Source organism: Streptomyces griseosporeus, assembly GCF_014656055.1.
Lineage (GTDB): Bacteria > Actinomycetota > Actinomycetes > Streptomycetales > Streptomycetaceae > Streptomyces > Streptomyces griseosporeus.
On record NZ_BNBR01000002.1, the window covers coordinates 267,763 to 291,170 of the forward strand.

Sequence of the window (23,408 nt, forward strand, 5' to 3'; positions counted from 1 at the left end):
ACCCGGATCAGGTGACCCTGCGGCCGGTGGGCACGGGGGCTTCGGCGGACGGCCGGCGCCGGCGGTTCCCGTCGGCGGTCGGCAGGTGGGGAGTGACCAGGAAACTGGCCAAGGCCACTCCCCCGGTCGCGAGGATCGCCGCCTTGAGGCCGTCCAGCTGCGCGGCGGCGTAGGAGTCGGCGACGGCTTCGACCTCCGACGGCGGCAGGCCGGCCCGTTCGGCGGCGGTGCGGACCTGGTCGGTCGGCACGAAGGTGATCCCGGCCTCCAGGGCGACGCCGACCTGGTCGCGGGCCGCCTGGGACAGCCGCGGGTCGTCCGCGACCTGGGCGGTGAAGGCGTGGGCCAGCGCACCGACCAGGATCGAGCCGATGAGGGCGGTGCCCAGGGCCGAGCCCAGGTTCTGTGCGGTGAACTGGAGCCCTCCGGCCTCGCTGCGTTCGTCCTGCCCGACGCCGGACTGGACGACGTTGCCCAGCTGGGAGGCGAGCAGGCCCACGCCGATGCCCAGCACGGCCATGGCTCCGGCGAACTGGGCGTCGTCGATGGCCGGGTCGATCGTGGCCAGCAGCCACACCACGGCCGCCGTCAGGATCAGCAGGGCGATCCTGACCACCCGGCGCGGGCCGATCACCCGGCCCAGCGAGGACGCGGACAGGGACGTCACCAGCATGGTGGCGGACACCGGAAGCAGGCGCAGGCCCGTCTCGAAGGCGTCGAACCCCTGCACGACCTGGAGATAGAGCGGGATGCAGAAGAACAGCCCGAGCAGGATGAGGTTCTGGCTGAGCAGCGTCAGCAGGCCGGACCGCAGCACCGGCCTGCCGAGCAGCGACAGGTGGACGAGGGGGTCGGCGCCCCGGGCCTCGCGGCGCCGCTCCCAGTGGCGGAAGGCGTCCAGGACGGCCACGCCCGCCGCGACGACGAACAGGGTCGGGGCGAGACCGAAGACCGTGAAGGGAGGGTTGCGCGGCTGCACCCAGCCCCAGGTGCTGCTCTGCAGGACGCCGAGCACGCCCAGCCCCAGTCCGGCCGCGGAGAGCACCGCTCCGACGCCGTCCAGGCCGGGCCGCGGGCCGCTCGGGGCGGGTGTCGCGATCACCCGGTGGCACAGCAGCATGGCGACGACGAGGACGACCTCCCCGGCGAAGACCAGCCGCCAGGTCAGGTACGTCGTCACCCAGCCGCCCAGCAGCGGGCCGATGGCGATGCCGGCTCCGGCGAGCCCGCCGATGACCGCGTAGGCGACGGCCCGGTCCCGGCCGCGGTACGACTCCGCGACGAGGGCGGCCATGGCCGGCAGCACCATGGCCGCGCCGAGCCCCTCGATGACGGACCAGCCCAGTGTGAGCACCCACAGCGTCGGTGCCGCGGCGGTCAGGGCCGACCCGACGCCGTAGACGACGAGTCCGACGAGGAACATGCGGCGTCGGCCCAGGATGTCTCCGAGCCGGCCGCCGATGAGCATGAACGCGGCCATGACCAGCGCGTACAGGGTGATGACCGCCTGGATGGCGGTGACCTCCGTGTCGAAGTCCTCGACGAGCTGGCTGATGGAGACGTTCATGACGGAGGTGTCGAGCACCATCAGGAACTGGGCGGTGCCGAGCACGATCAGGGCCCGCCAGTGCTTCATGGCGCCGGCCTCACCGGGTGGAAGGAGTGCAGCGCGTCCCGGCCCGGCTGGACGAGGCCGTAGCTGTTCTCCGGCACCTCGTTCCAGGCGCCGGAGAGTCCGCCGAGCGGTTCGGACACGATGAGGCGGGTCTCGTCCGAGATGTTCTGCAGGAACGCGGCGTCGGGGTGCAGGCCGCGCAGGGTGGCCACGTCGGTGCTGAAGTACAGCGACCGTGAGCGGCCCTCGCTGGAGTAGCGGAAGGCCCACAGCCCGTCACCGTTGCTGACCGCGATGGTCATCTGGATCGGGTTCCGGATGCCGCGCTCGTGGGCCGTCTCCTCGATCAGGCCCGCCATGCGGGCCACGGCGCCTGGCGGATCGTCGGTCAGTCCGAAGGTGAGCGCGAGGAAGAACATGAGCTCGGAGTCGGTGGTTCCCTCGATGTCGGGGTAGAGCGCCGGGTCGACGGCCACGGCGAGGTCCCGTCTCATCAGGCGGAACCCTTCGATCATCCCGTTGTGCATCCACATCCAGGGCCCGTGCCGGAACGGGTGGCAGTTGGACTGCTGCACGGCCGTGCCGGTCGCGGCCCTGATGTGGGCGAAGAACAGGCCCGAGCGGACGTGGTGGGCGACCTCCCGCAGGTTGCGGTTGTTCCAGGCCGGGCCGACGTCGCGCAGGACGGCCGGGGTGGCTGCCGTGTCGTCGCCGTACCAGCCGATGCCGAAGCCGTCCCCGTTGGTCGTCTCCACGCCCATGCGGGAGTGCAGGCTCTGGTCGATCAGGGAGTGCGTCGGCTCGAACAGCACCCTGCTGAGGAGGATGGGGGTGCCCGAGTAGGCGATCCAGCGGCACATCGTGGAACCCTTCTCTTCGCCGTCAGGCTCAGTGCTTCACAAAGAGCTTGAAGGAGATGATCAGCAGGCCGAGGAGCAGGTTGACCAGGGCGGTGAGGACGAGCAGCCGGGCCGAGGCGCCGGCCCGCTTCGCCGCCGCCAGCGACCAGCCGACCAGCCCGGCCAGGGCCACGCCGAGGGCCAGCCAGAGGGTGCCGGGCACGTCGAGCCCCAGCAGGGGGCTGACCGCCACGGCCACGGCGGGCGGGACGGCCGCCTTGACGATCGGCCACTCGTCCCGGCACACGTGCAGGACGGTATGGCGGTCCAGCGGGTGCTGTGCCAGGTGCTCGCCGAAGAGCTGGGCGTGCACGTGCGCGATCCAGAAGGCCACGCCGCTCAGCAGCAGCAGCGCGACCACCTGCACCCGGGGGAAGTCGCCCAGCGCGTCGGCGCCGATGAGCACGGTGGCGGCCAGCAGGGAGCCGTAGACGCCGCCGGTGTAGTCGGCGTGGGCGCGGCGCTCCCGGCGCCGCTCACGGGCGGCGGTCGGTTCGAGCTTCACCATGGGGGCTGCCTTCCGGACGGCGGCCGGACGCCCTGCCCGCCGCCGCTCCCATCGCACCCGAAGAGGCGGTGCCGGGCCTCACCCCTGGCGGGCGATGCCGGGCCGCCGTCAGAGGAGTCCCAGCCGGCGGGCCTGGCGTACGGCGTCCGTGCGCCGGTTCACGGCGAGCTTGCGGTGGAGGTTCTTGACGTGGGTCTTGACCGTGTTCACCGAGACGAACAGGTCGGCGGCGATCTCCTCGGTGGACATCATCCGCGCGAGGCGCACCAGCACATCGTGCTCGCGTTCGCTCAGCGGCTCGACCAGGACGGGGGCGGGCTCGGCCCCCGCGCCGGGCGCCGCCTCGCCCGGTGTGAGCCAGCCCGCGGCCAGCTCCCGCAGCGGCGTCCGGGCCAGCAGCGGCGTGATCCAGGCTCCGGCCTCCCGGAAGGGCCGGCGCAGCCGGTCGCGGCGGCCGGCCAGCAGCGCGTCGGTGAGCAGGCGGCGGGCGGTGGCCTCGTCGCCGTCGGCGTGCGCGGCCTGCGCCCGCACCAGTATCGCGCGCACGCGCACCGCCGGGCCGGCGTGCTGGGCTCCCGGCATCGCGTCGAGGACGCCCAGGGCCGTCGACGGGTCGCCGGCCGCGAGGTGGGCCCGTGCCATGCCGACGGCGCAGGCCGGCTGCTCGGTGCGCAGCTCGCGCAGCACGTCTGCCGCGGCTTCCGGCCGGCCTTCGGCCAAGTGGGCGGAGGCGGTGACCAGTGCGGTGTGCTCCTCAGCCCAGGGCGAGGCGAAGTCGGCGGGCACGTCGGTGGCGGCGGCCGCCAGCGCGGCGCGTGCCTTGCCCTCGGCCAGCAGCAGCCGGGCCGTCACCAGCGAGCGGCCCGCCGCCGTCACCGGGTCCGGCGTCTCGCCCGCGGGCGTCTGGTCGAGCAGGGTCCGGGCCCGCTCCAGTTCGTCGCGTTCGACGGCCACGGCCGCCATGACCACTCCCCCGAGGCCGGAGTCGGCGTGCTCCGGCAGGGAGAACCGTTCGGATTCCGCCCGGGCGGCCGACACGTGGCGCTGGGCCTTGTCGGGCCAGCCGTCGAGGTAGTCGATGAGGGCCAGGTGGACCAGTGACTCCTGCCGGGGCACCGCGGTCGACGCTCCGCCCTGGTCGCCGGTGACCAGGGTGAGCGCGGCGCGTGCCTCCTGGAGGTGCCCCGCCCACAGCCTCGCCGAGCCGACGTGGGTCAGCAGCAGGGCGGGGAGTTCCGGATGCCGGTCGAGCAGGTGGCCGGGGACCTCCCGCTGGAGTTCCCGGGCGGCCCGGGCCGCTTGTTCGGCCCCGCTCAGAGATCCGGACAGGCGGGCCGCCAGGGCCTCCAGCAGAGCGCAGCTGAGCTGCGCGGCGGGGAGGCCCGCGTCCTCGGCGGCCAGGTGTTCCTTCGCGTGCCGCAGGTGTGCCAGGCCCCGGTCGAGGTCGTGGCGGGCGAGGTCGCGGGCCGCCTGGACGAGGTCGGACTCGGGTGTCGTCGTGGGTTCCATGCCGGCGAACAGCCCGGCCAGGTCGTCGGAGCACAGGCCGGTGAACAGCTGGCCGATCGCCAGGTCGTCGACGAGGGCGCGGGCGGTGAACTCCCAGTCTCCGGCGGCCGCGCCGTGGCTGACCATCTCCGGCAGCGCGCCGGACCGCCGCAGCCAGTGCGCGGCCCGCCGGTGCAGTTCCGGCTCCAGTCCGGGGCAGCGCTCCCGCAGATGGACGCCGAGGATCTCCCGGAACAGCGGATGCAGGCGGTACCAGGAGTGCCCGAGGTCCTCCACGAAGGCGTTCGCGTGGTGCAGTTCGGCCAGGATGGGCGCGGCGTCGGCGCGGCCGGTCAGCGTGTCCGCGAGGTCGGCGCAGAACCGTTCGAGGACGCTGACGCGCAGCAGCAGGTCCTGCGTCAGCGGAGGCTGCCGCTCCAGAACCTCCGCCAGGAGGAAGTCGGCGACGGTGCTGTGGCCGGCCTCGAACTCCTTCAGGTACAGCTCCGGGTCCGGGCTCTGCCGGGCGGCCAAGGCGCACAGCCGCAGGCCTGCCGCCCAGCCGCGCGTGCGGTCCACCAGGTCGTCGGCCGCCGCGAGCGGCAGGCGCAGCCCGTGCGCCTCCAGCAGCTCGACGGCCTCCTCGGGGGTGAAGGCCAGGTCGGCGTCGCGGATCTCGGTCAGTCCACCGGCCGCCCGGTAACGGTGCAGCGGCAGCAGCGGTTCGGTGCGGGTGACCAGGACCAGGCGCAGTCCCGGCCCGGCGTGGTGCAGGACGAACGCCAGTTGTTCCGAGACCTCGGGTACGGCCTTGTCGTACTCGTCGATGACGACCGTCACGCCCGTGCTGTGGCCGCTGAGCCGGGCCGCCAGCCGGTTGAGCAGGGTGCGGTCGACCTGGCGCCCGTCGGAGGGGAAGCCGATGTCGTCGGGCAGCGGCACATCCGCGGTGTGCAGCGCCTTGATCAGGTGGGCCCAGAACATGCCGGGCCGGCGGACGCCCTCGTCCACGGTCAGCCAGGCGACCGGCCCGTCGAGGTCCGCGGCCCAGTCGGCGACCAGGAGGGTCTTTCCGGCGCCGGCGGCTCCCTCGACCAGGACGAGCGGTGTCGTCATCGCGTGGTGGAGGCGTTCGACCAGGCGTCGGCGGCGCAGGAAGGTCACCGGCCGCGCGGGCAGGACGAAACGGGTCCGCAGGAAGGGATCGCCCAGTGGATCGACGTCCTGGCCCGCGGGGGGCCACGGGATCTCGTCGTCAGCTGCCACAGCTCTCACCATCCGAAGGGTCGCAGTGGCTGGTCAGCGCTCTCCTCCCATGACACCCTCGCAACCCGCCGGTGCGCCACCCAGGGGCCGAACGGCCCTGGTCCCGGGCCGGTGGTCCCTCGCCGGGAGCGGCGCGGCGACGGCGTGCTCCAGGTCGCGGGCGGTGCGGTCTCACCCGCCGTGGGTGATGCCCATCCGGCGGGGTGCACCCACGCTGAGGGCGTGCCGGCCGCCCCGGCACCGTGCCGCAGGCACGTCCGTGAGCCGGAGGCCACCGTGAACGATTACCCGCCCATCGCCGAGCACGGCATGATCGGCGACCTGCAGACTGCCGCGCTGGTCTCCTCCGCCGGAAGCATCGACTGGTGGTGCGCGCCCCGCTTCGACTCGCCGAGCGTGTTCGCCTCGCTGCTGGACAGCGAACGCGGCGGATACTGCCGGCTGGCCGCGGACCTGCCGTCCGGGGACGGCACGGCGGTCCGGCAGCTGTACCTGTCCGACACGGCCGTCCTGGTCACCCGTTTCATGGCGCCCGAGGGGGTCGGCGAGGTGGCCGACTTCATGGTGCCCCTCGACTCCTCGGTGCCCGAGGGCCGGCACCGCCTGGTCAGGGTGGCCCGCGTCGTACGCGGCAGCCTGCCCTTCACCCTCGCGTGCCGCCCGCGCTTCGACTACGGCCGCGGCACACACCAAGTGACCTTGTCCGAGGACCACTTGGCCGTGTTCCAAGCTTCGGGCGCCGGGCTGTACGTGCAGTCCACGACCGGTGTCCAGCTGCGGGCCGACGGCGACGACGTCGTCTCCCGCTTCACCCTGAAGGCCGGTCAGGCCGCGGCGATCGTGCTGACGAGCACGACGGGCGACGGTCCCGTCCCGGCTCGTCCCTCGCTGGAGGGGGTCGTGGACGAGCTGGAGGCCTGCCGCTCCTTCTGGCTGTCCTGGCTGCGTGCGTGCACCTACCGGGGGCGCTGGCAGGACATGGTGAACCGGTCCGCTATCACCTTGAAGCTGCTCACCTACGCGCCGACCGGCGCCCCGATCGCCGCCGCCACCATGGGCCTGCCGGAACAGATCGGCGGTGAGCGCAACTGGGACTACCGCTACACCTGGGTCCGCGACGGTTCGCTGTCCGTGCGGGCACTGATCGATCTGGGGTTCCACGAGGAGGCGCAGGCCTTCCGCCGCTGGCTGCGCGACCGCATCGAGGCCCGGGAGACCTCCCGCGGCGACCCCTTGCAGATCATGTACCGCGTCGACGGCGACCCCTACCTCACGGAGGAGGTCCTGGACCACCTGGAGGGCTACCGGGGCTCCCACCCGGTGCGGGCCGGGAACGCGGCGGCGGACCAGCTCCAGCTGGACATCTACGGCGAGGCGTCGGACGCCCTGGTCATCGGCGGGGACATCGGGGCGGTCCGCGGCTGGAAGGCGCTGAGCGAGGTGCTGGACTGGCTCACGGAGAACTGGGACCAGCCCGACGAGGGCATTTGGGAGACGCGCGGCGGACGGGAGAACTTCACCTACAGCCGGCTGATGACCTGGGTGGCCTTCGACCGTGGCATCAAGGCGGCCCGGGACTTCTCCCGCCCGGGCGACCTCCTCGGCTGGACCCGGACGCGCGACACGGTGTTCCGGCAGATCGTCGAGCGCGGCTGGCACCAGAAGCGGCAGGCGTTCGTGCAGCACTACGACACCGAGGTGCTGGACGCCTCGCTGCTGCTCATGCCGAAGGTGGGCTTCCTTTCGCCGCGCGACCCCGACTGGCTGAGCACGCTCGACGCCATGGACGAGGAACTGGTCAGCGACAGCCTGGTCTACCGCTACGACCCGGCGGCGTCCCCCGACGGCCTGCGCGGCTCGGAGGGCACCTTCAACCTCTGCAGCTTCTTCTACGTGGAGGCGCTGGCCCGCAGCGGCAGGATCGCCCAGGCCCGGTACGCCTTCGACAAGATGCTCACCTACGCCAACCACGTCGGCCTGTTCGCCGAGGAGATCGGACCCTCCGGCGAGCAACTCGGCAACTTCCCGCAGGCGTTCACCCACCTCGCCCTGGTCACGGCGGCCATGGCGCTGGACGAGGAACTGGACCGGCCCGGCCGGCGGCCCGGCTCCGGCGGGCCGCGCCGTCCGGCGACCGTGGGTCTGACCGTGCCGGACGAGGGCACGGTGCCGGGGCCGGACGGCGGCTGAGCCGGCCGCTCGCCGGGCTGACGGAGGTACGGGTCAGGAGCGGGTGCGCTTCCTGCGGCGGGAGACGTCCTCGCGGACCTCCCGCCAGCGGGAACGCATCTGCTCCACCATGCTCTCCCACTCCTGGCGCACCTCGTGCTCCGAAGGCCGGACGCCCTGCCGGATCCGGCCGAGCTCGTCGGCGACCTCGCGGCCCAGCGAGGCCGAGGCGACGAGGACGAACATGGCCGCGAAGAGGGCCGAGATCATCGCGAAGACGCTGCCGACCACGCCGTAGCGGTCCGCGTACGAGTTGAACAGGCGCGGCAGGTACAGGGACGCGCCCCAGGAGTACAGCGAGGTGGTCACGGCTCCGACGACGCCGAACGGGATCAGCTCCCGTCGGACGATCCGCTTCGCCGACAGGACCGAGCCGCTCCAGACGAGGAACGCCGCCGTCACCACGGCCTCGCAGGCCAGGGCCGGCAGGCCGGCGAGCCTGCCGCCCAGCACCGCGGTGATCCAGCCGCTGACCAGCGCGTAGGCGCCGAGCCCGAGGATCCACCACAGGCCGTTGCGCGAGTTGCGGACGCTGAGCGGGCGCAGTTCCCAGGTCTGCTCGAAGAGCCGCTGCGCGGCGCGCGCGAAGCTCAGCACGGAGATCGTCAGGAAGAGCACGCCGAAGACGCCGGTGCTCGCGGTGTCGTGCTGGTCGGGAGAGAAGAGGAAGGTCACGGCGTCGGCGCCGGCGCCGCTGAGGTCGTAGCGGTCGATGATCCGCTCGGCGGGATCGATGTGCACGAGGCTGCCGAGGACGGCGCCGGCCAGGAGGGCGAGGGGGACGAGCGCCGTGAAGGCGCTGGACGCCAGGGCCATCGACCGGTCGAACCCGACGACGCGCTGGAAGCGGTTGAGGACGCGCAGGGCGAAGGCGGGACGCAGCCAGAACGTCAGTGTCCTGCGCAGACGTTCGCGATCGCGGCCGGCCGTCGTACTGCCCTCCTTGACGTCAGCGAACGGGAACGGCCCGAGCGTAGCCGCGGTGCGCGCCCGGCCAGGGACGGCACAAGGGGCGTTCAGCCGACCGGCCCCGTGCGGCCCGCTTCCCGCGCCGCGGACACGTCACAGGGCGCCCGCCCGGACGCGGCCCGAGGCGACGGCCGCCGCCAGCGCGTCGGCGTCCCGCTCGTTCTGGTCGGCGTAGGCCTGGGCGAAGGCGGCCAGGGCGCGGTCGAAGCGGTCGCTGCCGCCGAGATAGGCGGCGATCGCCACCGGGTCGCCGGAGCGGGCGTGCGCCCGGGCCAGGCCCGCCCCGCACAGCTGGGCGAAGAGGCGCAGCAGGTCCGGGTCCATGGTGTCCGGGCGGGCGATGCCCTTCCAGTCCCACAGCTGCCGGACGTAGAAGTCCCGGCCGACACCGTCGAGGCCCACGGCTCGGGTCCAGCCGAGGAAGATGTCGCTGGTGGTCTGGATCAGGCGCTGCCCGGTCACCACACGCCGGCCTTGGTTGTCGTACCGGGGGCCCGAGGTGTGGGCGGCGAGCACCGACTCCTGCGCCTCCTTGGCCTGCAGCAGCAGCGGGTCGTCGTCCCCCTTGCCGAGCAGGAGCAGGATCCAGCAGCGGGTGCCGACGCTGCCGACGCCGACGACCTTGCGGGCCATGTCGACGAGGCGGTAGCGGCGCAGCAGGAACCGGCGCTCCGAGGACAGGGTGCGCGCGTAGTCCTCCACCACGCCGCGCAGTTCCTTCTCCTGCCGGTCGTCGGACGGGTCGGTGAGCAGGTCCCGCAGCGGGGTGACGAGGGGCGGGTCGGGGGCGATGCGCCGGCCGTCGGCCGTGACGCGGGTGAGTTTGGCGAAGGCCTGCAGATGGGTGCGGGTGCGGGCCTTCGCCGTCGCGGCGGCGGTGCGGCGCCGGGCGTCCTTGCTCATGGAGGACGCGAGGAGGGCGCTCATGCGGTCGGCGTCGTCCTGGGCGTACCAGACGTCGAGGGTGGGCATCGCCGCGAACTCCCGCATGCGGGCGCGGTAGGCGCGGACGCAGGCGCGGACGGCGCCGTCCTGTTCGGAGGCGGAGAAGCCGTTGTGCCGGCCGGCGATGGCGAAGGAGGCCGCGAGGCGTTTGACGTCCCATTCGAAGGGGCCGGGGAAGGTTTCGTCGAAGTCGTTGATGTCGAAGACGAGGTGCCGCTCGGGTGAGGCCAGCAGCCGGAAGTTCAGCAGGTGGGCGTCTCCGCACAGCTGCACGGTCAGGCCGGTGCTCGGCAGGCGGCCGAGGTCCGTGGCCATGAGGGCGGCGGCGCCCCGGTAGAAGCGGAACGGGGACTCGAGCATGCGGCCGTAGCGGACGGGCACCAGCTCGGGGACGCGGGTGGCGGACTGGCGCTCCAGCACGGCGACGGGGTCGGGCCGGTCGCCGTCCGCCTCGAACCAGCCGTGGCAGGAGCGCGGGGCGCGCCTGCGGGCTTCCCTGCCGTGCGCCGCGCGTTCGGCGGGTGACAGGACGGCGTGCTCGCTCTCGTCGGTGAGCTGGGTCGTCATGGCGGTTCCTCCGTCTCGTTGCCGTCGGCGCGTGGCACCGCGGCCTGTCCGCCCTGGCGCCGCAGCCCCGTCTGCACGGCCTGGGCGAGGATCCGTGCCGCGACGCCGACCACGACGAGCCCGCCTGCCATCTGGAACATCGTCGCCACGCGGGCGGCCTGGGAGCGGGCGCTGATGTCCCCGAACCCGACGGTGGTGAACGTGGTCAGCGTGAAGTACAGGGCGTCCGTCTTGGTCAGCGGTTCGCTGAAGGAGCCCGCGGCGGAACGCCCCAGCAGGTAGTACGTCCCGGCGAAGAGGACCAGGTACAGCGCCACCGTGGCGGCGAGCGCCTCGACGGCCTTCAGGCGCGGGTTCGGCGCGTGCACGATGGTCCGCACCTCCCAGGCGAAGACGCCGGCGACGACGAGCAGTCCGCAGACGAGGAGTGCGGTGGTGGCCGCCTGGCCGGGACGGTCCAGCGGCAGCAGGTAGTAGACGGCGACGAGGGCGGCCGCGATGAGACCGGCCCGTGCGAGGGCGACGGCCGTCGCGAGCCGGCCGGGGCGCGGGGCCGGGGCCGCCGGCGCGGAGGGCGTCCGCTCGGGGGCCTGCTGCTGGGCAGCGACCGGTTCGTCCATGGCGTGGCAGTCGTCCCTCCGGAGCCTCCGGGTCTGTCCGGACCAGCCCACCGTGAGGGCGGCCGGACCGGATCACCCGCGAGGGGTGACCCGGCGGGCGGTGACACGCAGGAGGCTGGCGTGACGAGGGCGGTGCGGACACCGCACGCGCCGTGCCCAGGCGGTCCGGTGCCGGACCGCGTCCACCGAGGAGGAGCCATGACCGTGTCGCGTGGCCCGGCACCGCACACCACACCGGACCCTCTGGCGTACGGCGCCGAGGCCACCGGGGACGGCGGCCGCGGCGGGCCGCCGGCCGAAGCGGCGGACGCCGGTCCGGAGGAACGGCTCGCCCGGCTGGGCGGGTCCTGGACGTGGCTGCTGGGTTCCGCGGTGACGACGCTGGTGCCGGGCATCCTGATCCTGGTCTGGCCGGACGAGACCCTGCACGTGCTGGCCGTGCTCATCGGCCTGTACCTGCTCGTGACGGGCGGTTTCCGCTTCGTCGCCGCGTTCGCCCGGGAGCACGGCGACCGGCTCGCGGGCCTGCTCATCGCGGTGGTCTACGTGCTGGCCGGGGTGCTGTGCCTGCGGCATCCGCTGCAGACGATCGCCGCGCTGTCCCTGATCACGGGCGCCGTCTGGCTGGTGTCGGGCATGCTGACCGGCTGGGCGGCCCTGGCCGCCAAGGGCATGCCGCACCGCGGCTTCGTCCTCGGTGTCTCGGCCTTGGCGGTCGTGGCGGGCGTGGTGGTGCTGGCGCTGCCGTCGGAGTCCGCGGTGGCGCTGACCCGGCTGCTCGGCCTGTGGCTGGTGCTGCTCGGGGTCGCCGAACTCGTCCTGGCCTTCGCGCTGCGGTCCGCGCTGGCAAAGAACCGCTCCGACGCCGGGGCGAGCCGGCCGGCGGTGTGACGCCCGGACCCGACATCCGAGGAGTTGCCCATGCCCTCCCAGCCGTCCCCTTCGTCGCCCCCGCCCGGACCGGACCCGGGAGTCGTGCTCAGCGCCGACGAGCACGCCCACTACAAGCGGCTGCGCCGCGCGGCCGCCGTACGCCACCGCAAGACGCGCTACGCGGGCGCGTCGCTGCTGCTGCTTCTCGCTCTGCTGCTCGCACCGGCGGCCCTCGTCGCCGCCTGGGTGGACGACACCGTCACCGACACCGACCGGTATGTGGAGACCGTCGCCCCGCTGGCGGAGGAGCCGGCCGTGCAGGAGGTCGTCAGCGACCGGCTGACCGCCCGGGTCGTGGCCAACGTGGACGTCGACGCGGTGGTCGCGGCCCTGAGCAAGTCGCTGGCGGACGCGGGTGCGCCACCCGCGGTCGTGGACCGCTCCGCCGCCCTGGCCGGACCGCTGCGCGGCGCGCTGACCAGCGCTGTGCACGGCATCGTGCAGCGGGTGGTCAGCGGTCCCGTCTTCCAGCAGGCCTGGGAGGGCGCCAACCGGCGCGCCCACGCGAACGTCGTGGGCATGCTCACCGGGGACGAGAGCCGGGCCGTACGTGCCCAGGACGATGCCATCACGCTTGACCTCGGCACCGTCGTCGACGAGGTCAAGCAGCGCCTCGTGGACCAGGGCTTCGAGAAGGCCGACGCCATCCCGACGCCCGACCGGCAGGTCACCCTGTTCGAGACGGAGCAGCTGTCCAAGGCGCAGGACGCCATGCGGCTGCTGGACATCATGGGTGCCTGGCTGCCGGTGATCACCCTGGTGCTGGCAGCCCTCGCCGTGTGGATCGCTCCGGCGCACCGCGTGATGCTGCTGGTCACGGCCTGCGGCGTCGCCGTGATGATGATCGTGCTGCTGGTCGGCCTGGCGGTCGTACGCCGTGTCTACCTCGACTCCGTGCCCTCCTCGGCGCTGCCGGCGGACGCCGCGGCGGTGGTCTACGACACCTTCATACGGTTCCTGCGCAGCGCGGCCCGCACCCTGCTGGTCGTTGCCGTGGTCACGGCCCTGGCCGCGTATCTGTACGGTCCGAGCCGGGTGGCCCGCGGCGTGCGCTCGGGGGCCGGGCGTGCCACCGGCGCGGCGGGCCGGGGGCTGCGCGACGCCGGCATGGACACCGGGACCACCGGCCGCTGGCTGGACGGCCACCGACGGTGGACCACCGGCGTGGTCCTCGGGCTGGGGGCGCTTGCCCTGGTGCTGTGGAACCACCCCACGGTCGGTGTAGTGGCCCTGGTGGCCGGGCTGGTCGTGGTGGTCCTCCTCGTCCTCGCCGTGCTGGCCTCGGCGACGGGGGGCCGGGCCGGTGGGCCGGCCGCCGAGCCCGGCCCCGCGGGCGGCCCGTGAGCTCACCCGTCCGGGGTGAGGCCGTCCGTACCGGACGTGTGCACGCTGAGATCAGCTCAAGACGGCGGAGGAGTGCCTGCGTGGACGACCCCGCCCGGAACAGCGAAGAGAGATGAGCGCCCCATGGAACTCGCCTACGACTACCCGCTCCTGAGCATGTTCTGGACCATGCTGTGGTTCTTCCTGTGGATCATGTGGTTCGTCCTGCTCTTCCGGATCATCGGCGACATCTTCCGTGACGACGAGCTGAGCGGCTGGGGCAAGACCGGCTGGATGATCTTCGTCATCGTGCTGCCCTTCCTCGGTGTCTTCGTCTACGTCATCGCGCGCGGCAAGAGCATGGGCCACCGCGAGATCGCCCACGCCCAGGCGCAGCAGGCACAGCTCGACGCGTACATCAAGAAGACCGCGGGCGAGAGCAGCCGTCCGACGAGCGCCGACGAACTCGCCAAGCTGTCGGACATGCGGTCCCGCGGTGACATCACCGACGAGGAGTTCCGCCGGGCCAAGGCTCTCGTCCTGAGCGAGACCGGACCCGTCGGCGCCGGAGCCGGTGCCACGAGCGCGTCCACGACAACGTCCGCCGCCCACTGAGTCCGCACCAACGAAACGAGGCACCCCCATGACCGCCACTCATGCGCCCCGGACGTCGCCCCCCAAGTACGCGTGGGCCGCGGGCCTGATGACGTTCGCCGCCGTCATGCTCACCCTCGTGGGCATCCTCGACATCTTCCGCGGCATCATGGCGATCGCCGAGGACGACGTGTTCCTCACCACCCGCAACTACGTCTTCGAGTTCGACCTGACCGGCTGGGGCTGGATCCACCTCGCCCTGGGCGCCGTGGCCGTGATCGTCAGCATCGGCCTGTTCCAGGCGGCGACCTGGGCGCGGGTCCTCGGCGTGGCCATCGCCGGCCTCGTCATCATCGCCAACTTCCTGTCGCTGCCGTACTACCCGGTGTGGTCCGTCATCATGATCACGATGTCCGGGTTCATCATCTGGGCCCTGTGCGTCGCCCGGAAGGAGGACTTCGGCGACCCCTTCGACAGCGTGCCGCGCGGCGACCGGTGAGGGGTGCGGGTCAGGAGGGCGCGACCGGCAGGCGGCCGTCGCCGATGGCCTCGGTGAAGGTGGTGAAGTCCTCGCGGGTCTGCCGGGCGTAGGCGAGCGCGAAGTCGGCGACGGCCTCCTCGAAGGAGGGGCCGTCGCCGAGGTACGCGGCGACGGCGACGCGGTCACCCGAGCGGGCGTGGCCGCGGGCCAGTGCCCGGCCGCAGAGCCCGGCGTACCGGTGCATCAGGCCGGCGGACATGCCCTGGACGGTGGCGGAGCCCTTCATGTCGAGCAGTTGCCGCCAGTAGAAGTGACGGCCGGTGGGCCCGGTGGACCAGCCGAGGAAGATGTCACCGAAGGCCTGCAGCAGCCTCTGCCCCTCCACCACGCGCTGTCCCTCGTGGGCGACCGGCACGTTCACGTGGGGCGCGAGGACGGAGGGCTCGGCCTCCTTGGCCTGGAGGAGCAGCAGTTCGCCGACGGCGCGTCCCTGCAGCAGCAGGACGAAGCAGCGCGTGCCGACGCTGCCGATCCCGACGACCTTGAGCGCGGCGTCCACGATCCGGTACCGGTCGAGCAGCCGGGCCTGGGCCGGCGACAGGCTGGCGCGGTAGTCCGCGAAGACCTCCTCCACGACGGCCCGGCCCGGTTCGTCGACCGGTTCGATCAGCGGCGGGTCGTGGACGAACCGGGGCGTGCCGTCGGGGCCCGGTTCGGTCAGCTTGGCGATGGCCTTGGAGCTGTCGGTCTGCCGTGCGCGGTCCAGGGTGCGGTGGAGCCGGGCGCGCTGGAGCGAGTTGTGGATCTCCTGGAGCAGGTCGTCGGCCGCGATGTGCTCGTACCAGACGTCGAGTTCGCCGACTTCCGCGAGTTCGCGCAGGTGGACGCGGTAGCCGCGGGCGGCCTCGGCGGCGATGTCGCGGGCCGTGTCCTGCGGGGTGTCGTTGTCGTAGGCGGCGACGACGAGGCTGGCGGCGAGACGTTTGACGTCCCACTCGAAGGGGCCGGGCAGCGTCTCGTCGAAGTCGTCGAGGTCGAAGACCAGCCGGCGCTCGGGGGACGCGAACAGGCCGAAGTTGGACAGGTGCGCGTCGCCGGACAGCTGGGCGACCAGCCCGGTGTCCGGCACGGCGGCGAGGTCGGCGGCCATGACCGCAGGGGTGCCGCGGTAGAAGGCGGACAGGGAGCCGGACATGCGGGTGTAGCGGATCGGCACCAGCTCGGGGATCCGCGGCGCGGCCTCCTCCTCCAGCATGGCCACGAGGTCGCGCCGCCGCGGCGACGGCGTCCAGTCGCCGTGCAGGGAGAGGGGGACGGCGTCGCGGGCGGCGCGGCCCCGGGCGGCGGGGTCCTCGGAGGCGGGGGGCACGGGGGTGGACTCGCCCGGGTGGCGAGGTGCGGTGGACACGGGGCGGCTCCTGGGGGTGGACGTCGCCGGCCACGCTGCGGGAAGCCCCGAGGATGACGTCATCGCCGACCGGCGGCCGGTGCGGAAGCATCTCAAGCCTGCCACGCCTGCCGTCGGCCGCCACCCGGGGAAAGGGGCGGGCCCGTGCTCCGCGGGCCGGCCACGCGGCCGCGGGTGGTCCGCTCCCGCCAGGACGTGGGAGCGGTGCGGTGCGACCATGGGAGGGGTCCGCTGGTCCCGTCGACCCGGGAGGCTTCCGTGAAGGATCTCGAGTTCGAGCAGCGGCGCACGCTGTCGCGCGCCCAGGCCGCGGACCAGTTGGAGGCGCTGGCGGCCGCGCTCCGGCGCGGCGGTCAGGCCGAGTTGGCCCTCGGCCCCGGCACGCTGACCGTGCGCATCCCCGACGAGCTCCGCACCGAGATCGAGGTCGAGCTGGAGGACGGCGAGATCGACCTGGAGATCGAGTTCTCGTGGAGTACGGAGCCGTCGGAGCGTACGCCGGGGGACGGCGACTGACGCCTTTCGACCCCGCGGCGCGGCATGTCGGCTCCGTTTGCCAGCCGTCGTGGCCGGCGGGAGAATACTGGTAACGGCCAGGCCCCGCCACCGGAAAGGGGGCTGGTAAGCGCCGAGTTCAGTCCGCCGCTGTCACAGCAGCGCATGATTGCTTTTTCCCATGCGACGCCCATCAATCCACCCCGTTTTCTCGGGAGGGGCTGTGACTACGCTGCGACTGGCCACGTTCAATGTCGAGAACCTCTTCGCCCGCTGGCGGTTCAAGGAGGGAGTCGACCCCGCGACAGCCAATACGAGGGGATGGATCGTCGACCAGACCCGGTTCGAGGAACTGGGCGTCGACGACAAAGCCATCACGGGAGCGGCTGTCCGGGAACTGCGAGCCGACGTGCTGTGCCTGCAAGAGGTGGAGAACGTCGACACGCTCAAGCATTTCCGCGCCCAGGCGCTGGGCGGGCGCGCCGAGTACCCGTACGTCGCCGGAGTCGACGGCAACGATCCCCGGCTGATCGATGTCGCCGTGCTGTCGAAGGTGCCCATCACCCGTATCCGGTCGAACCAGCACTTCATGGATCCGGCGAGCCCGACGGCGGCACTGTTCTCGCGTGACTGTCTCGAGGTCGACGTGCAGGTCGAGGTGGGCCCGGAGCGGACCACGACCGTCAGTCTCTTCGTCAACCACTTCAAATCGATGCTCGGCGGACGCGCGCAGACCAGGGCCAAGCGGGAGCGCCAGGCCAGGAAGGTGATGGACCTCGTCCTCGACCGCTTCGGCCGCGAGGCGCCGGGAAGCAGTCCGTTCGTGATCCTGGGTGATCTCAACGACTATCTGGAAACGAACGGGGACGGCAGTTCCGGCATCGACCAGCTCGTCAACTGGGACCAGGTCGAGAACGTGGTGGCCCGGCTGCCCGAGGACGACCGGTGGACGCATTTCTTCAGTGGCGGCGACGAATACCGTCAGCTGGACTACCTGTTGCCGTCCACCTCGCTCGCGCAGGCGGCCCCGGACGCCTCGCCCGAGATATTCCGCAAGGGGATGCCACTGCGGGCCGTGAAATACAAGGGCCCCCGCTTTCCCGGCGTGGGCCAGGACAAGCCGAAGGCATCGGACCACTGCCCCGTCGTCATCGACCTCGAGGTGCAGTAGGCACGAGCCGTAGGCCCGAGCCGCCTCATCCGGAGGATTCCCATGAACACGCCCACGAACGGGCCTGCGAACATGCCCATGAGCAAGCCCTGCCACGTCAACTGCATCATTCCTCCGCACCTTTTCGACAAGCTTCTGGAGAGCGAACACGACGAGGTGCGCCAGGCCGCCATGAACACCCTGCTCACCACCACGCGGCTGAGGGGTGAGCGAGGCGTCCGGGCGCTGTTCGCCGGTGCCGTCGCCCCCGGGAACGGCCGGCGGACCGTCTTCGACTGCAAGCACAGCACGTTCCTCCCCGGGGCCGAAGTGGCCCAGGTGGAGGACGGGCCACCGTCCGGCGATCCATCCGTCACCCGGGCCTTCGACGGGCTCGGCAAGACGCGGGACTTCTACCGGCAGGTGCTCCGGCGCGACTCCCTCGACGACCGTGGGATGCGACAGGACGGGTACGTGCACTTCGGCAGGAAGTTCAACAACGCCTTCTGGGACGGCCGCGAGATGATCTTCGGGGACGGGGACGGGAGGATGTTCACCGACTTCACCGGGTCCCTCGACGTGATCGCCCACGAACTGACGCACGCCGTCACCGAGTTCACCGCGGGGCTGGCCTACCACAACCAGTCCGGCGCGCTCAACGAGTCGATCTCGGACGTCTTCGGGTCACTGGTCAAGCAGTGGTCCCTGAACCAGCCGGCCGAGGCGGCGGACTGGCTGATCGGGGCGGAGATCTTCACCCCGGAGGTCGACGCCGACGCGCTGCGCTCGATGAAGAACCCGGGCCACGCCTTCGACAACGCCCTGTTCGGACGGGACCCGCAGCCGGACCACATGAGCAGGTTCGTGCACCTGCCGGACTCCGAACCCGGTGACTTCGGCGGAGTGCACATCAACTCCGGCATCCCGAACAAGGCGTTCTACCTGACCGCGATCCGCATCGGCGGGTTCGCCTGGCAGGCGCCGGCTCTCATCTGGTACGAGTCGCTCAAGGCGTCCGACGTCGAGACCCAGTTCCAGGACTTCGCGGACACCACCTACCAGAAGGCCGGGCAGCTCTACGGGGCGGACAGCACCGAGCAACTGGCCGTACTGGCGGCATGGCAGGAGGTCGGCATCCAGATCAGCGGCGTGCCGGTCGGTCTCGCCCGGGTGCGCAGCCTCGCGGCCGACCGCAGCGACGGCGCGGGCCGGGAGGACGGTCTGACAGCCCTGCACCAGCAGATCGGGGCGCTGGCCGCGCAGGTGTCGGGACTGGCCAAGGAAGTGTCGTCGCTGCAGGGGAGCAAGTGATCCCCGGGGGCGGCCCGGCCGCCGGACGATCATGAAGGTGACCCTGACGACCCATGGGGGGCAGGCCGCGGCCGTGCGGCTCGGCCTGCCCCCCAGGGTGCTGGACACCGATGCGCTGCCCGAGGACGCGGCGGCGGAGCTGGCCCGGCTGGTGGCGGCGGCCGTCCCCACGTCCCGCCTGGCCAGCGGGGAGGGCCGGCCGGGCCGGGCGAGGGACGCGATGAGCTACCGGGTCACGGTGGAGGACGCCGGCCACGCGACCGTACTGACGCAGTCGGACGCCGCCATGTCCCAGGAGTTCGCCGACCTGGTCGACTGGCTGGAGGAGCACTTCGCGCAGCAGTGAGGCAGGCTGCAGCAGTGAGCGGGGCTCAGGCGTGGCGGGCGTGACGCCGTGCCGAGCGAGCCGGGGACGCCGTGCCGTGCAGCCGCCAGGCCGAAGCCAGCACCAGTGCGCCCGAGATCAGCGCGTAGAGGCCGAGCACCTGCGCGACGGTGATCGCCCCCACGTCCGGGCGGGCCAGGATCAGCACTCCGGCGACCAGCGAGGCGGCGCCTGCCACGAACAGCAGCCACTCGTGGTGCAGTTCCCGCCGGAAGTGCACCGCCGCCCAGAGTTCCGCCACGCCGGTGACCACGGCCCACGCGCCGACCACGGCGACCAGCGCGAGCGCGGTGACACCGGGCCAGGCGATGGTGATCAGACCGGCCGCGATGCCGAGCACGCCTCCGACAGCGTGCGCCAACCGGTGACCCTTGGCGCCCTCCCTGCGGAGGGCGCCGACCAGGAGGGCGACTCCGTCCACGAGCGCGTACGCGCCGAACAGCAGCGCCAGCGCCAGGACGGTCACCCCCGGCCAGATCAGGGCCAGGATCCCGAACATCATGGCCGCGCCGCCCCGCAGGACCAGCATCCACTTGAGCTGCTGACGCACTCGAACACCCCTTCACCGAACGACAGGTCCGTCACCGCGCGCCTCAGGGCGAGGCCGCGGGAGGGGTGAGTACCCACCGCCGGGCGATGAATGGGCCGCGGCCCTCGACGGGTTGACCGACGGGCTGGCCGACGGGGGCTCACGGGTGCTAGTTCGTCTTCCAGTTCGCGTTGTCGGGGATCGTCTTGTCCGGCACGTGGACCTGGATCAGGGACGGGCCGCTCGTGTTGCGCAGTGCGCTCGTCACGGCGTCGCTCAGCTCTCCGTACGTGCCGACCTCCCAGCCCTGGCAGCCGAACACGTCCGCCAGCGCGCTGTAGTTCCACCGGTGCAGCTCGCAGGGCTTGTAGAACGGCTTGTCGGTGTGGAACACCGACGCGTCGGCGAGCCACTGCTCCACGGCGTAGACGCCGTTGTCGATGACGAAGATGACCGGGTCGAGCCCGAACCGGGTCTGGGTCGAGAGGCACTGCGCGGTCATCTGGAAGCCGCCGTCGCCGGAGAAGACCAGCACCTTCTGGCCCGGGCTCTTCGCCAGGCAGATCCCCGTCGCGGCGGCCGCACTGTATCCGATGGCCGAGTAGGACGACTGGACGACGAAGCCTCCGGGGTCGGGCACGTCGAGCAGCAGGCTGCCGAAGTAGTTCATGCTCGCGTCGACGCCGACGATGGTGTTCCTGTCGATGTACTGCTGGATGTAGCTGTAGAACCCCTGGTAGGTGATGACATCGGCCTCGCCCACGGCGGGCGCGACGCGTGCCGCCCGTTCCGGCAGTTTCCGCCCTCTGGGCACGATCTTCTCCGCCAGGATCCCGTCGATCAGGTGCCCCAGCGCCACCTGGCCGGCGAAGAAGGTTCCCCACTTGACCGCGTCGAACGAGGCGAACGCGGTCTTGCCGTAGTCCGGTTCCCAGCCCAGCGAGTTGATGTCGGTCAGCCACACACCGAGGGCCAGGACGAAATCGGACGCGTCGACGACATCGATCACGGCCTTCGACGACGCCTGCCCGTCGAGCACGCCGACGAACAGCGGGTCGTCCTCCGACAGGACGGCCTTGCTGAGGAGTTCCGTGACGAACGGGACGTTCAGCTGCTGGATCAGGCTCAGCGCCTGGTCCTGCAGGCCGAGCCGGTCGATCTCCACACCGAGCCAGATGAGCGGGTTCTCGGCGTTCTCCAGCTGTGCGCGGATCCGGGCGACCGACTGTTCCAGGCTGGTCTCGTCCGACAGGGCCCGGCCCGGCTGCAGAACGCCCTGCGGCGGCTCGCACTCCAGGTCGACCATGTCCTGGAGCAGCTCGATGTAGATGGGGCGCCGTTCGCTGATGCACTTGGTGAGCGCGTAGTCGATCAGCGCCGGCGCGAGGTCGGGGTGGTCGACCCGGATGGCCGCGGCCGTGACGTGCTCGAAGGACTGCAGATCCGTCTCGCGCCCGGTGATGAAGTGATGGGCGCTGAAGCCGGTCTGCTCGAAGGTGATGGTCTTCTTGACGCTGGGCGTGCCGTTGATCAGGACGAGCGGCACCTTCTCGACATAGGCGCCGGCGACGGCGCCGACGGCACACAGCGCGCCCGCGGAGTAGGTGACGCACAGCGCCCCGATCCCCTTGAGTCTGGCGTAGGCGTCCGCCGCGTAACCGGCGTTCACCTCGTTGACCTCCTCGACGATGTCGATGCCGTTGGGTGTGACGTACCGGTTCAGCCACTCGATCGAATAGTCCCCGGCGATGGCGAACAGGTGCTCAAGCCCGAGTTGGCGGAGCCGGTCCACCAGATACCGTCCTACCGTGCAGCCCGTGTCCATGGTGGGGACACCTCCGTGGGTCAGTAGTCGCTCGCTCCGCCGAACAGCCGGGGCATGTAGATGTCGAAGATTCCGGGGCACCTGCGTTCCGGGTACCGCTGGAGCATGAAGCTCTTGAAGGCGTCGCCGGCCAGCCCGTCGCCGATGGCCTGCCGGGCGGCGGCGAGGTACTCGACGTTGCGGGCGACCTCGTTCTTGTCGGCCGGCAGGCCGTGGCCCGGCAGGAACAGCACATAGTCGGAGACCAGCATCTCCTGCAGCACCCGCATCCAGTGGTCGAGGTGCTTCGTCAGGTACAGGTGGGTTCCGCTGTAGACCAGGTCCTGGGCGACGTACACGCCCACGTCGGGGAGCCTGAGGGTGAGGTGGTAGTCGATCTCGGTGTCCGTCACCCGGTCGAAGACGTATCTGAGCCCGTCGATGGTCTCCTCGCCGGGGGCGGCCACCTGCTTGGGGATGACGATGCGCTCCGGGAGGAGGTCACCGAGCTTCCAGTGGTCGCTGCGGGAGTCCTCGCCGTGGTCGTGGACGAAGGTCATCGTCTCGGACAGGGCGTGGACCGGGACGTCGGTGAACGCGGTCCCCAGACCGAACCAGTGGTCGGGGTGCCGGTGCGAGAGGTAGAGCCGGTCGATCGGTTTGCCGAGGCTGTCCGCGTAGGCTCGGAACGCCTTCGCGTAGGGGGCGAGGAACTGCCCGTCGACGAGCACCAGCTGGTTCTGGGTCTCGATGATGTGGGTGGCGTTCGCGATGTTGCTGCCCGTGAAGGACGCGACGAAGGTGTGGATGCGGACGTCGTCCGTCTGCTTCACGACCATGGCGAGGGGATCTGACACCTGGGCTAGCATGCGTGGCCTCTTCCGCTCCGGGACGGGGCGATCCGCTCGCACAGTTCCTCCAGGCCGGCACGGGCGACGTCGTAGGCGCTCTCGACGCCTTGCACCGGGTCGTCCTCGCCCGGCCGCCAGAAGCGCCGGCGCGCCATGCGCATGGAGCTGTCGAACGGCGGGATCGCGTTGAACACTTCGATCAGGTAGGGCCCGCGGTACACCGGCTCGATCTCCTCCGAGACGATGTGCCACGGGATCCAGCTGTCCTTCACCGCTCCCCGGTCGGGTGCGGAGATGTGGACGTAGTAGAGCCGGTCCTGCCGCACCGCTCGGGCGATGTTGTCCTTGAGGACCGACGGGCCCTGGCTCTCCATCAGGACCTGCGCGGTGTCGACGGTCACGCCGCCCCGCGGGTGCTCCAGGCCCTCCAGGAAGTCCAGGACCTCGGAGACCATGTTGGGTGGCGGTGTCTCCCAGCTCTTGACGGGTTCGACGGCGAGCTTCACCTGGCGTGCTTCGGCGTACTCCAGCAGCTCCTCGAAGACGGAGCGCGCCGCGTGATAGCGCGGCTTCATCCACTCCTGCAGGGCGTCGCTCCAGATCGGCTCCCCGGTGTCGGTGACCGGGAAGGCGCCGTACGGATAGATGAACGGCCCCGACATGATCGAGTCGCCGCCCAGGACCCGTGTGATGTCGACCCGGGACTTGAGGTAGGCGAGGGCCTGCCTGCGCTGCTCCTCGTAGGGCGACGTCGGGTCGAAGGTGCGGGTGGTCCCCACGTTGGTGGTGAACCGGACGTCCCCCAGACCCGCCTGTGTGAAGGCCTTCTTGAGGTCGGTGTACCGGTCCACCTCCAGCTTGTGGTCGACGGTCGGGGGCTGGGCGGCGATGTGCACGTCGAAGCCGTCGTAGCCCATGTCGGTCAGGGCTTCGAGGTGCTGGATCAGGGTCCGGGTGTACCGCGCGTCCTGGGGCCGCAGGTCGGCCGTGAACATGAAGAAGCTGAAGAAGACGTCGCGTCCGAGTGTCGCGTTCATC

21 protein-coding genes are annotated in these 23,408 nt (G+C 71.7%); 9 read left to right on the top strand and 12 right to left on the bottom strand.

Translation table 11 applies throughout. The features are described 5' to 3' along the window. Nucleotides 1-7: 7 nt before the first annotated feature. From IE308_RS10260 to IE308_RS10275, 4 genes are all read right to left on the bottom strand, one after another. Nucleotides 8-1,636, bottom strand: a complete 1,629-nt coding sequence (locus IE308_RS10260) for an MFS transporter (protein ID WP_190217611.1) — start codon at nt 1,634-1,636, stop codon at nt 8-10. Then, complete coding sequence (locus IE308_RS10265) at nt 1,633-2,475, bottom strand: class II glutamine amidotransferase (RefSeq protein ID WP_190217612.1); 843 nt, start codon at nt 2,473-2,475, stop codon at nt 1,633-1,635. Before IE308_RS10265 ends, IE308_RS10260 begins: the two co-directional genes overlap by 4 nt. 28 nt (nt 2,476-2,503) lie before the next feature. Then, nucleotides 2,504-3,022, bottom strand: coding sequence for a hypothetical protein (locus IE308_RS10270; protein WP_190217613.1), 519 nt, complete (start codon nt 3,020-3,022; stop codon nt 2,504-2,506). Between the two features lie 108 nt (nt 3,023-3,130). Then, entirely contained in the window at nt 3,131-5,788 is a 2,658-nt protein-coding gene (locus IE308_RS10275; protein ID WP_190217614.1) for a winged helix-turn-helix domain-containing protein, read from the bottom strand. Between the two features lie 264 nt (nt 5,789-6,052). Between IE308_RS10275 and IE308_RS10280 the strand changes: the two genes are divergently transcribed. Next, nucleotides 6,053-7,966: a glycoside hydrolase family 15 protein gene (locus tag IE308_RS10280; RefSeq protein WP_190217615.1), complete on the top strand. Its 1,914-nt coding sequence runs from the start codon at nt 6,053-6,055 to the stop codon at nt 7,964-7,966. A gap of 33 nt (nt 7,967-7,999) precedes the next feature. Here the strand turns inward: IE308_RS10280 and IE308_RS10285 are convergent, their stop codons facing one another. The 3 genes from IE308_RS10285 to IE308_RS10295 form a co-directional block, all read right to left on the bottom strand. Then, on the bottom strand, nt 8,000-8,911 hold the full coding sequence (locus IE308_RS10285) for a YhjD/YihY/BrkB family envelope integrity protein (protein WP_308440106.1): 912 nt from the start codon (nt 8,909-8,911) through the stop codon (nt 8,000-8,002). A 156-nt stretch (nt 8,912-9,067) separates the two neighbouring features. Beyond that, the gene (locus IE308_RS10290) at nt 9,068-10,486 is read right to left on the bottom strand and encodes a DUF2252 domain-containing protein (protein WP_190217617.1); all 1,419 of its coding nucleotides are present in this window, start codon (nt 10,484-10,486) and stop codon (nt 9,068-9,070) included. After that, the gene (locus IE308_RS10295; protein ID WP_190217618.1) at nt 10,483-11,106 is read right to left on the bottom strand and encodes a potassium channel family protein; all 624 of its coding nucleotides are present in this window, start codon (nt 11,104-11,106) and stop codon (nt 10,483-10,485) included. Before IE308_RS10295 ends, IE308_RS10290 begins: the two co-directional genes overlap by 4 nt. A 198-nt stretch (nt 11,107-11,304) precedes the next feature. On the opposite strand from IE308_RS10295, the gene IE308_RS10300 reads away from it, so the two are divergent. From IE308_RS10300 to IE308_RS10315, 4 genes are all read left to right on the top strand, one after another. Then, nucleotides 11,305-11,997: an HdeD family acid-resistance protein gene (locus IE308_RS10300; RefSeq protein WP_190217619.1), complete on the top strand. Its 693-nt coding sequence runs from the start codon at nt 11,305-11,307 to the stop codon at nt 11,995-11,997. Between the two features lie 30 nt (nt 11,998-12,027). After that, complete coding sequence (locus IE308_RS10305) at nt 12,028-13,383, top strand: hypothetical protein (protein ID WP_190217620.1); 1,356 nt, start codon at nt 12,028-12,030, stop codon at nt 13,381-13,383. A gap of 123 nt (nt 13,384-13,506) precedes the next feature. Further along, a complete protein-coding gene (locus tag IE308_RS10310; RefSeq protein ID WP_110626058.1) occupies nt 13,507-13,977 on the top strand; it encodes an SHOCT domain-containing protein in 471 nt (156 codons plus the stop codon). Nucleotides 13,978-14,005: 28 nt separating this feature from the next. Continuing rightward, nucleotides 14,006-14,455, top strand: a complete 450-nt coding sequence (locus IE308_RS10315) for a DUF7144 family membrane protein (RefSeq protein WP_190217621.1) — start codon at nt 14,006-14,008, stop codon at nt 14,453-14,455. Between the two features lie 10 nt (nt 14,456-14,465). Here IE308_RS10315 and IE308_RS10320 read toward each other — a convergent pair whose 3' ends face one another. Then, complete coding sequence (locus IE308_RS10320) at nt 14,466-15,845, bottom strand: DUF2252 domain-containing protein (protein WP_229908813.1); 1,380 nt, start codon at nt 15,843-15,845, stop codon at nt 14,466-14,468. Nucleotides 15,846-16,103: 258 nt separating this feature from the next. On the opposite strand from IE308_RS10320, the gene IE308_RS10325 reads away from it, so the two are divergent. The 4 genes from IE308_RS10325 to IE308_RS10340 all read left to right on the top strand — a co-directional run bounded on the left by IE308_RS10325 (nt 16,104) and on the right by IE308_RS10340 (nt 19,147). Beyond that, nucleotides 16,104-16,361, top strand: a complete 258-nt coding sequence (locus IE308_RS10325; protein WP_110626061.1) for an amphi-Trp domain-containing protein — start codon at nt 16,104-16,106, stop codon at nt 16,359-16,361. 202 nt (nt 16,362-16,563) lie between these two features. After that, nucleotides 16,564-17,511: an endonuclease/exonuclease/phosphatase family protein gene (locus IE308_RS10330; RefSeq protein ID WP_190217623.1), complete on the top strand. Its 948-nt coding sequence runs from the start codon at nt 16,564-16,566 to the stop codon at nt 17,509-17,511. A gap of 42 nt (nt 17,512-17,553) precedes the next feature. Then, nucleotides 17,554-18,801 carry a M4 family metallopeptidase gene (locus tag IE308_RS10335; RefSeq protein ID WP_229908814.1) on the top strand — a complete coding sequence of 416 codons (1,248 nt, stop codon included), beginning with the start codon at nt 17,554-17,556 and terminating at the stop codon, nt 18,799-18,801. A gap of 31 nt (nt 18,802-18,832) precedes the next feature. Then, nucleotides 18,833-19,147: a protealysin inhibitor emfourin gene (locus IE308_RS10340; protein ID WP_190217624.1), complete on the top strand. Its 315-nt coding sequence runs from the start codon at nt 18,833-18,835 to the stop codon at nt 19,145-19,147. Between the two features lie 25 nt (nt 19,148-19,172). Here the strand turns inward: IE308_RS10340 and IE308_RS10345 are convergent, their stop codons facing one another. The 4 genes from IE308_RS10345 to IE308_RS10360 form a co-directional block, all read right to left on the bottom strand. Next, a complete protein-coding gene (locus IE308_RS10345; protein WP_190217625.1) occupies nt 19,173-19,736 on the bottom strand; it encodes an HdeD family acid-resistance protein in 564 nt (187 codons plus the stop codon). 148 nt (nt 19,737-19,884) lie between these two features. Beyond that, on the bottom strand, nt 19,885-21,540 hold the full coding sequence (locus IE308_RS10350; protein ID WP_190217626.1) for an alpha-keto acid decarboxylase family protein: 1,656 nt from the start codon (nt 21,538-21,540) through the stop codon (nt 19,885-19,887). Nucleotides 21,541-21,560: 20 nt separating this feature from the next. Next, entirely contained in the window at nt 21,561-22,376 is an 816-nt protein-coding gene (locus tag IE308_RS10355; protein ID WP_229908815.1) for an MBL fold metallo-hydrolase, read from the bottom strand. A 5-nt stretch (nt 22,377-22,381) separates the two neighbouring features. Next, a complete protein-coding gene (locus tag IE308_RS10360) occupies nt 22,382-23,407 on the bottom strand; it encodes a sugar phosphate isomerase/epimerase family protein (protein WP_190217628.1) in 1,026 nt (341 codons plus the stop codon). Nucleotide 23,408: the final 1 nt, after the last annotated feature.

Coding starts and splice junctions, on each gene's coding strand:
- IE308_RS10360 (WP_190217628.1), bottom strand. CDS start 23,407: ATGAACGCGACACTCGGACGCGACGTCTTCTTCAGCTTCTTCATGTTC.
- IE308_RS10350 (WP_190217626.1), bottom strand. CDS start 21,540: ATGGACACGGGCTGCACGGTAGGACGGTATCTGGTGGACCGGCTCCGC.
- IE308_RS10295 (WP_190217618.1), bottom strand. CDS start 11,106: ATGGACGAACCGGTCGCTGCCCAGCAGCAGGCCCCCGAGCGGACGCCC.
- IE308_RS10260 (WP_190217611.1), bottom strand. CDS start 1,636: ATGAAGCACTGGCGGGCCCTGATCGTGCTCGGCACCGCCCAGTTCCTG.
- IE308_RS10290 (WP_190217617.1), bottom strand. CDS start 10,486: ATGACGACCCAGCTCACCGACGAGAGCGAGCACGCCGTCCTGTCACCC.
- IE308_RS10270 (WP_190217613.1), bottom strand. CDS start 3,022: ATGGTGAAGCTCGAACCGACCGCCGCCCGTGAGCGGCGCCGGGAGCGC.
- IE308_RS10275 (WP_190217614.1), bottom strand. CDS start 5,788: ATGGTGAGAGCTGTGGCAGCTGACGACGAGATCCCGTGGCCCCCCGCG.
- IE308_RS10305 (WP_190217620.1), top strand. CDS start 12,028: ATGCCCTCCCAGCCGTCCCCTTCGTCGCCCCCGCCCGGACCGGACCCG.
- IE308_RS10300 (WP_190217619.1), top strand. CDS start 11,305: ATGACCGTGTCGCGTGGCCCGGCACCGCACACCACACCGGACCCTCTG.
- IE308_RS10265 (WP_190217612.1), bottom strand. CDS start 2,475: ATGTGCCGCTGGATCGCCTACTCGGGCACCCCCATCCTCCTCAGCAGG.
- IE308_RS10310 (WP_110626058.1), top strand. CDS start 13,507: ATGGAACTCGCCTACGACTACCCGCTCCTGAGCATGTTCTGGACCATG.
- IE308_RS10340 (WP_190217624.1), top strand. CDS start 18,833: ATGAAGGTGACCCTGACGACCCATGGGGGGCAGGCCGCGGCCGTGCGG.
- IE308_RS10335 (WP_229908814.1), top strand. CDS start 17,554: ATGAACACGCCCACGAACGGGCCTGCGAACATGCCCATGAGCAAGCCC.
- IE308_RS10315 (WP_190217621.1), top strand. CDS start 14,006: ATGACCGCCACTCATGCGCCCCGGACGTCGCCCCCCAAGTACGCGTGG.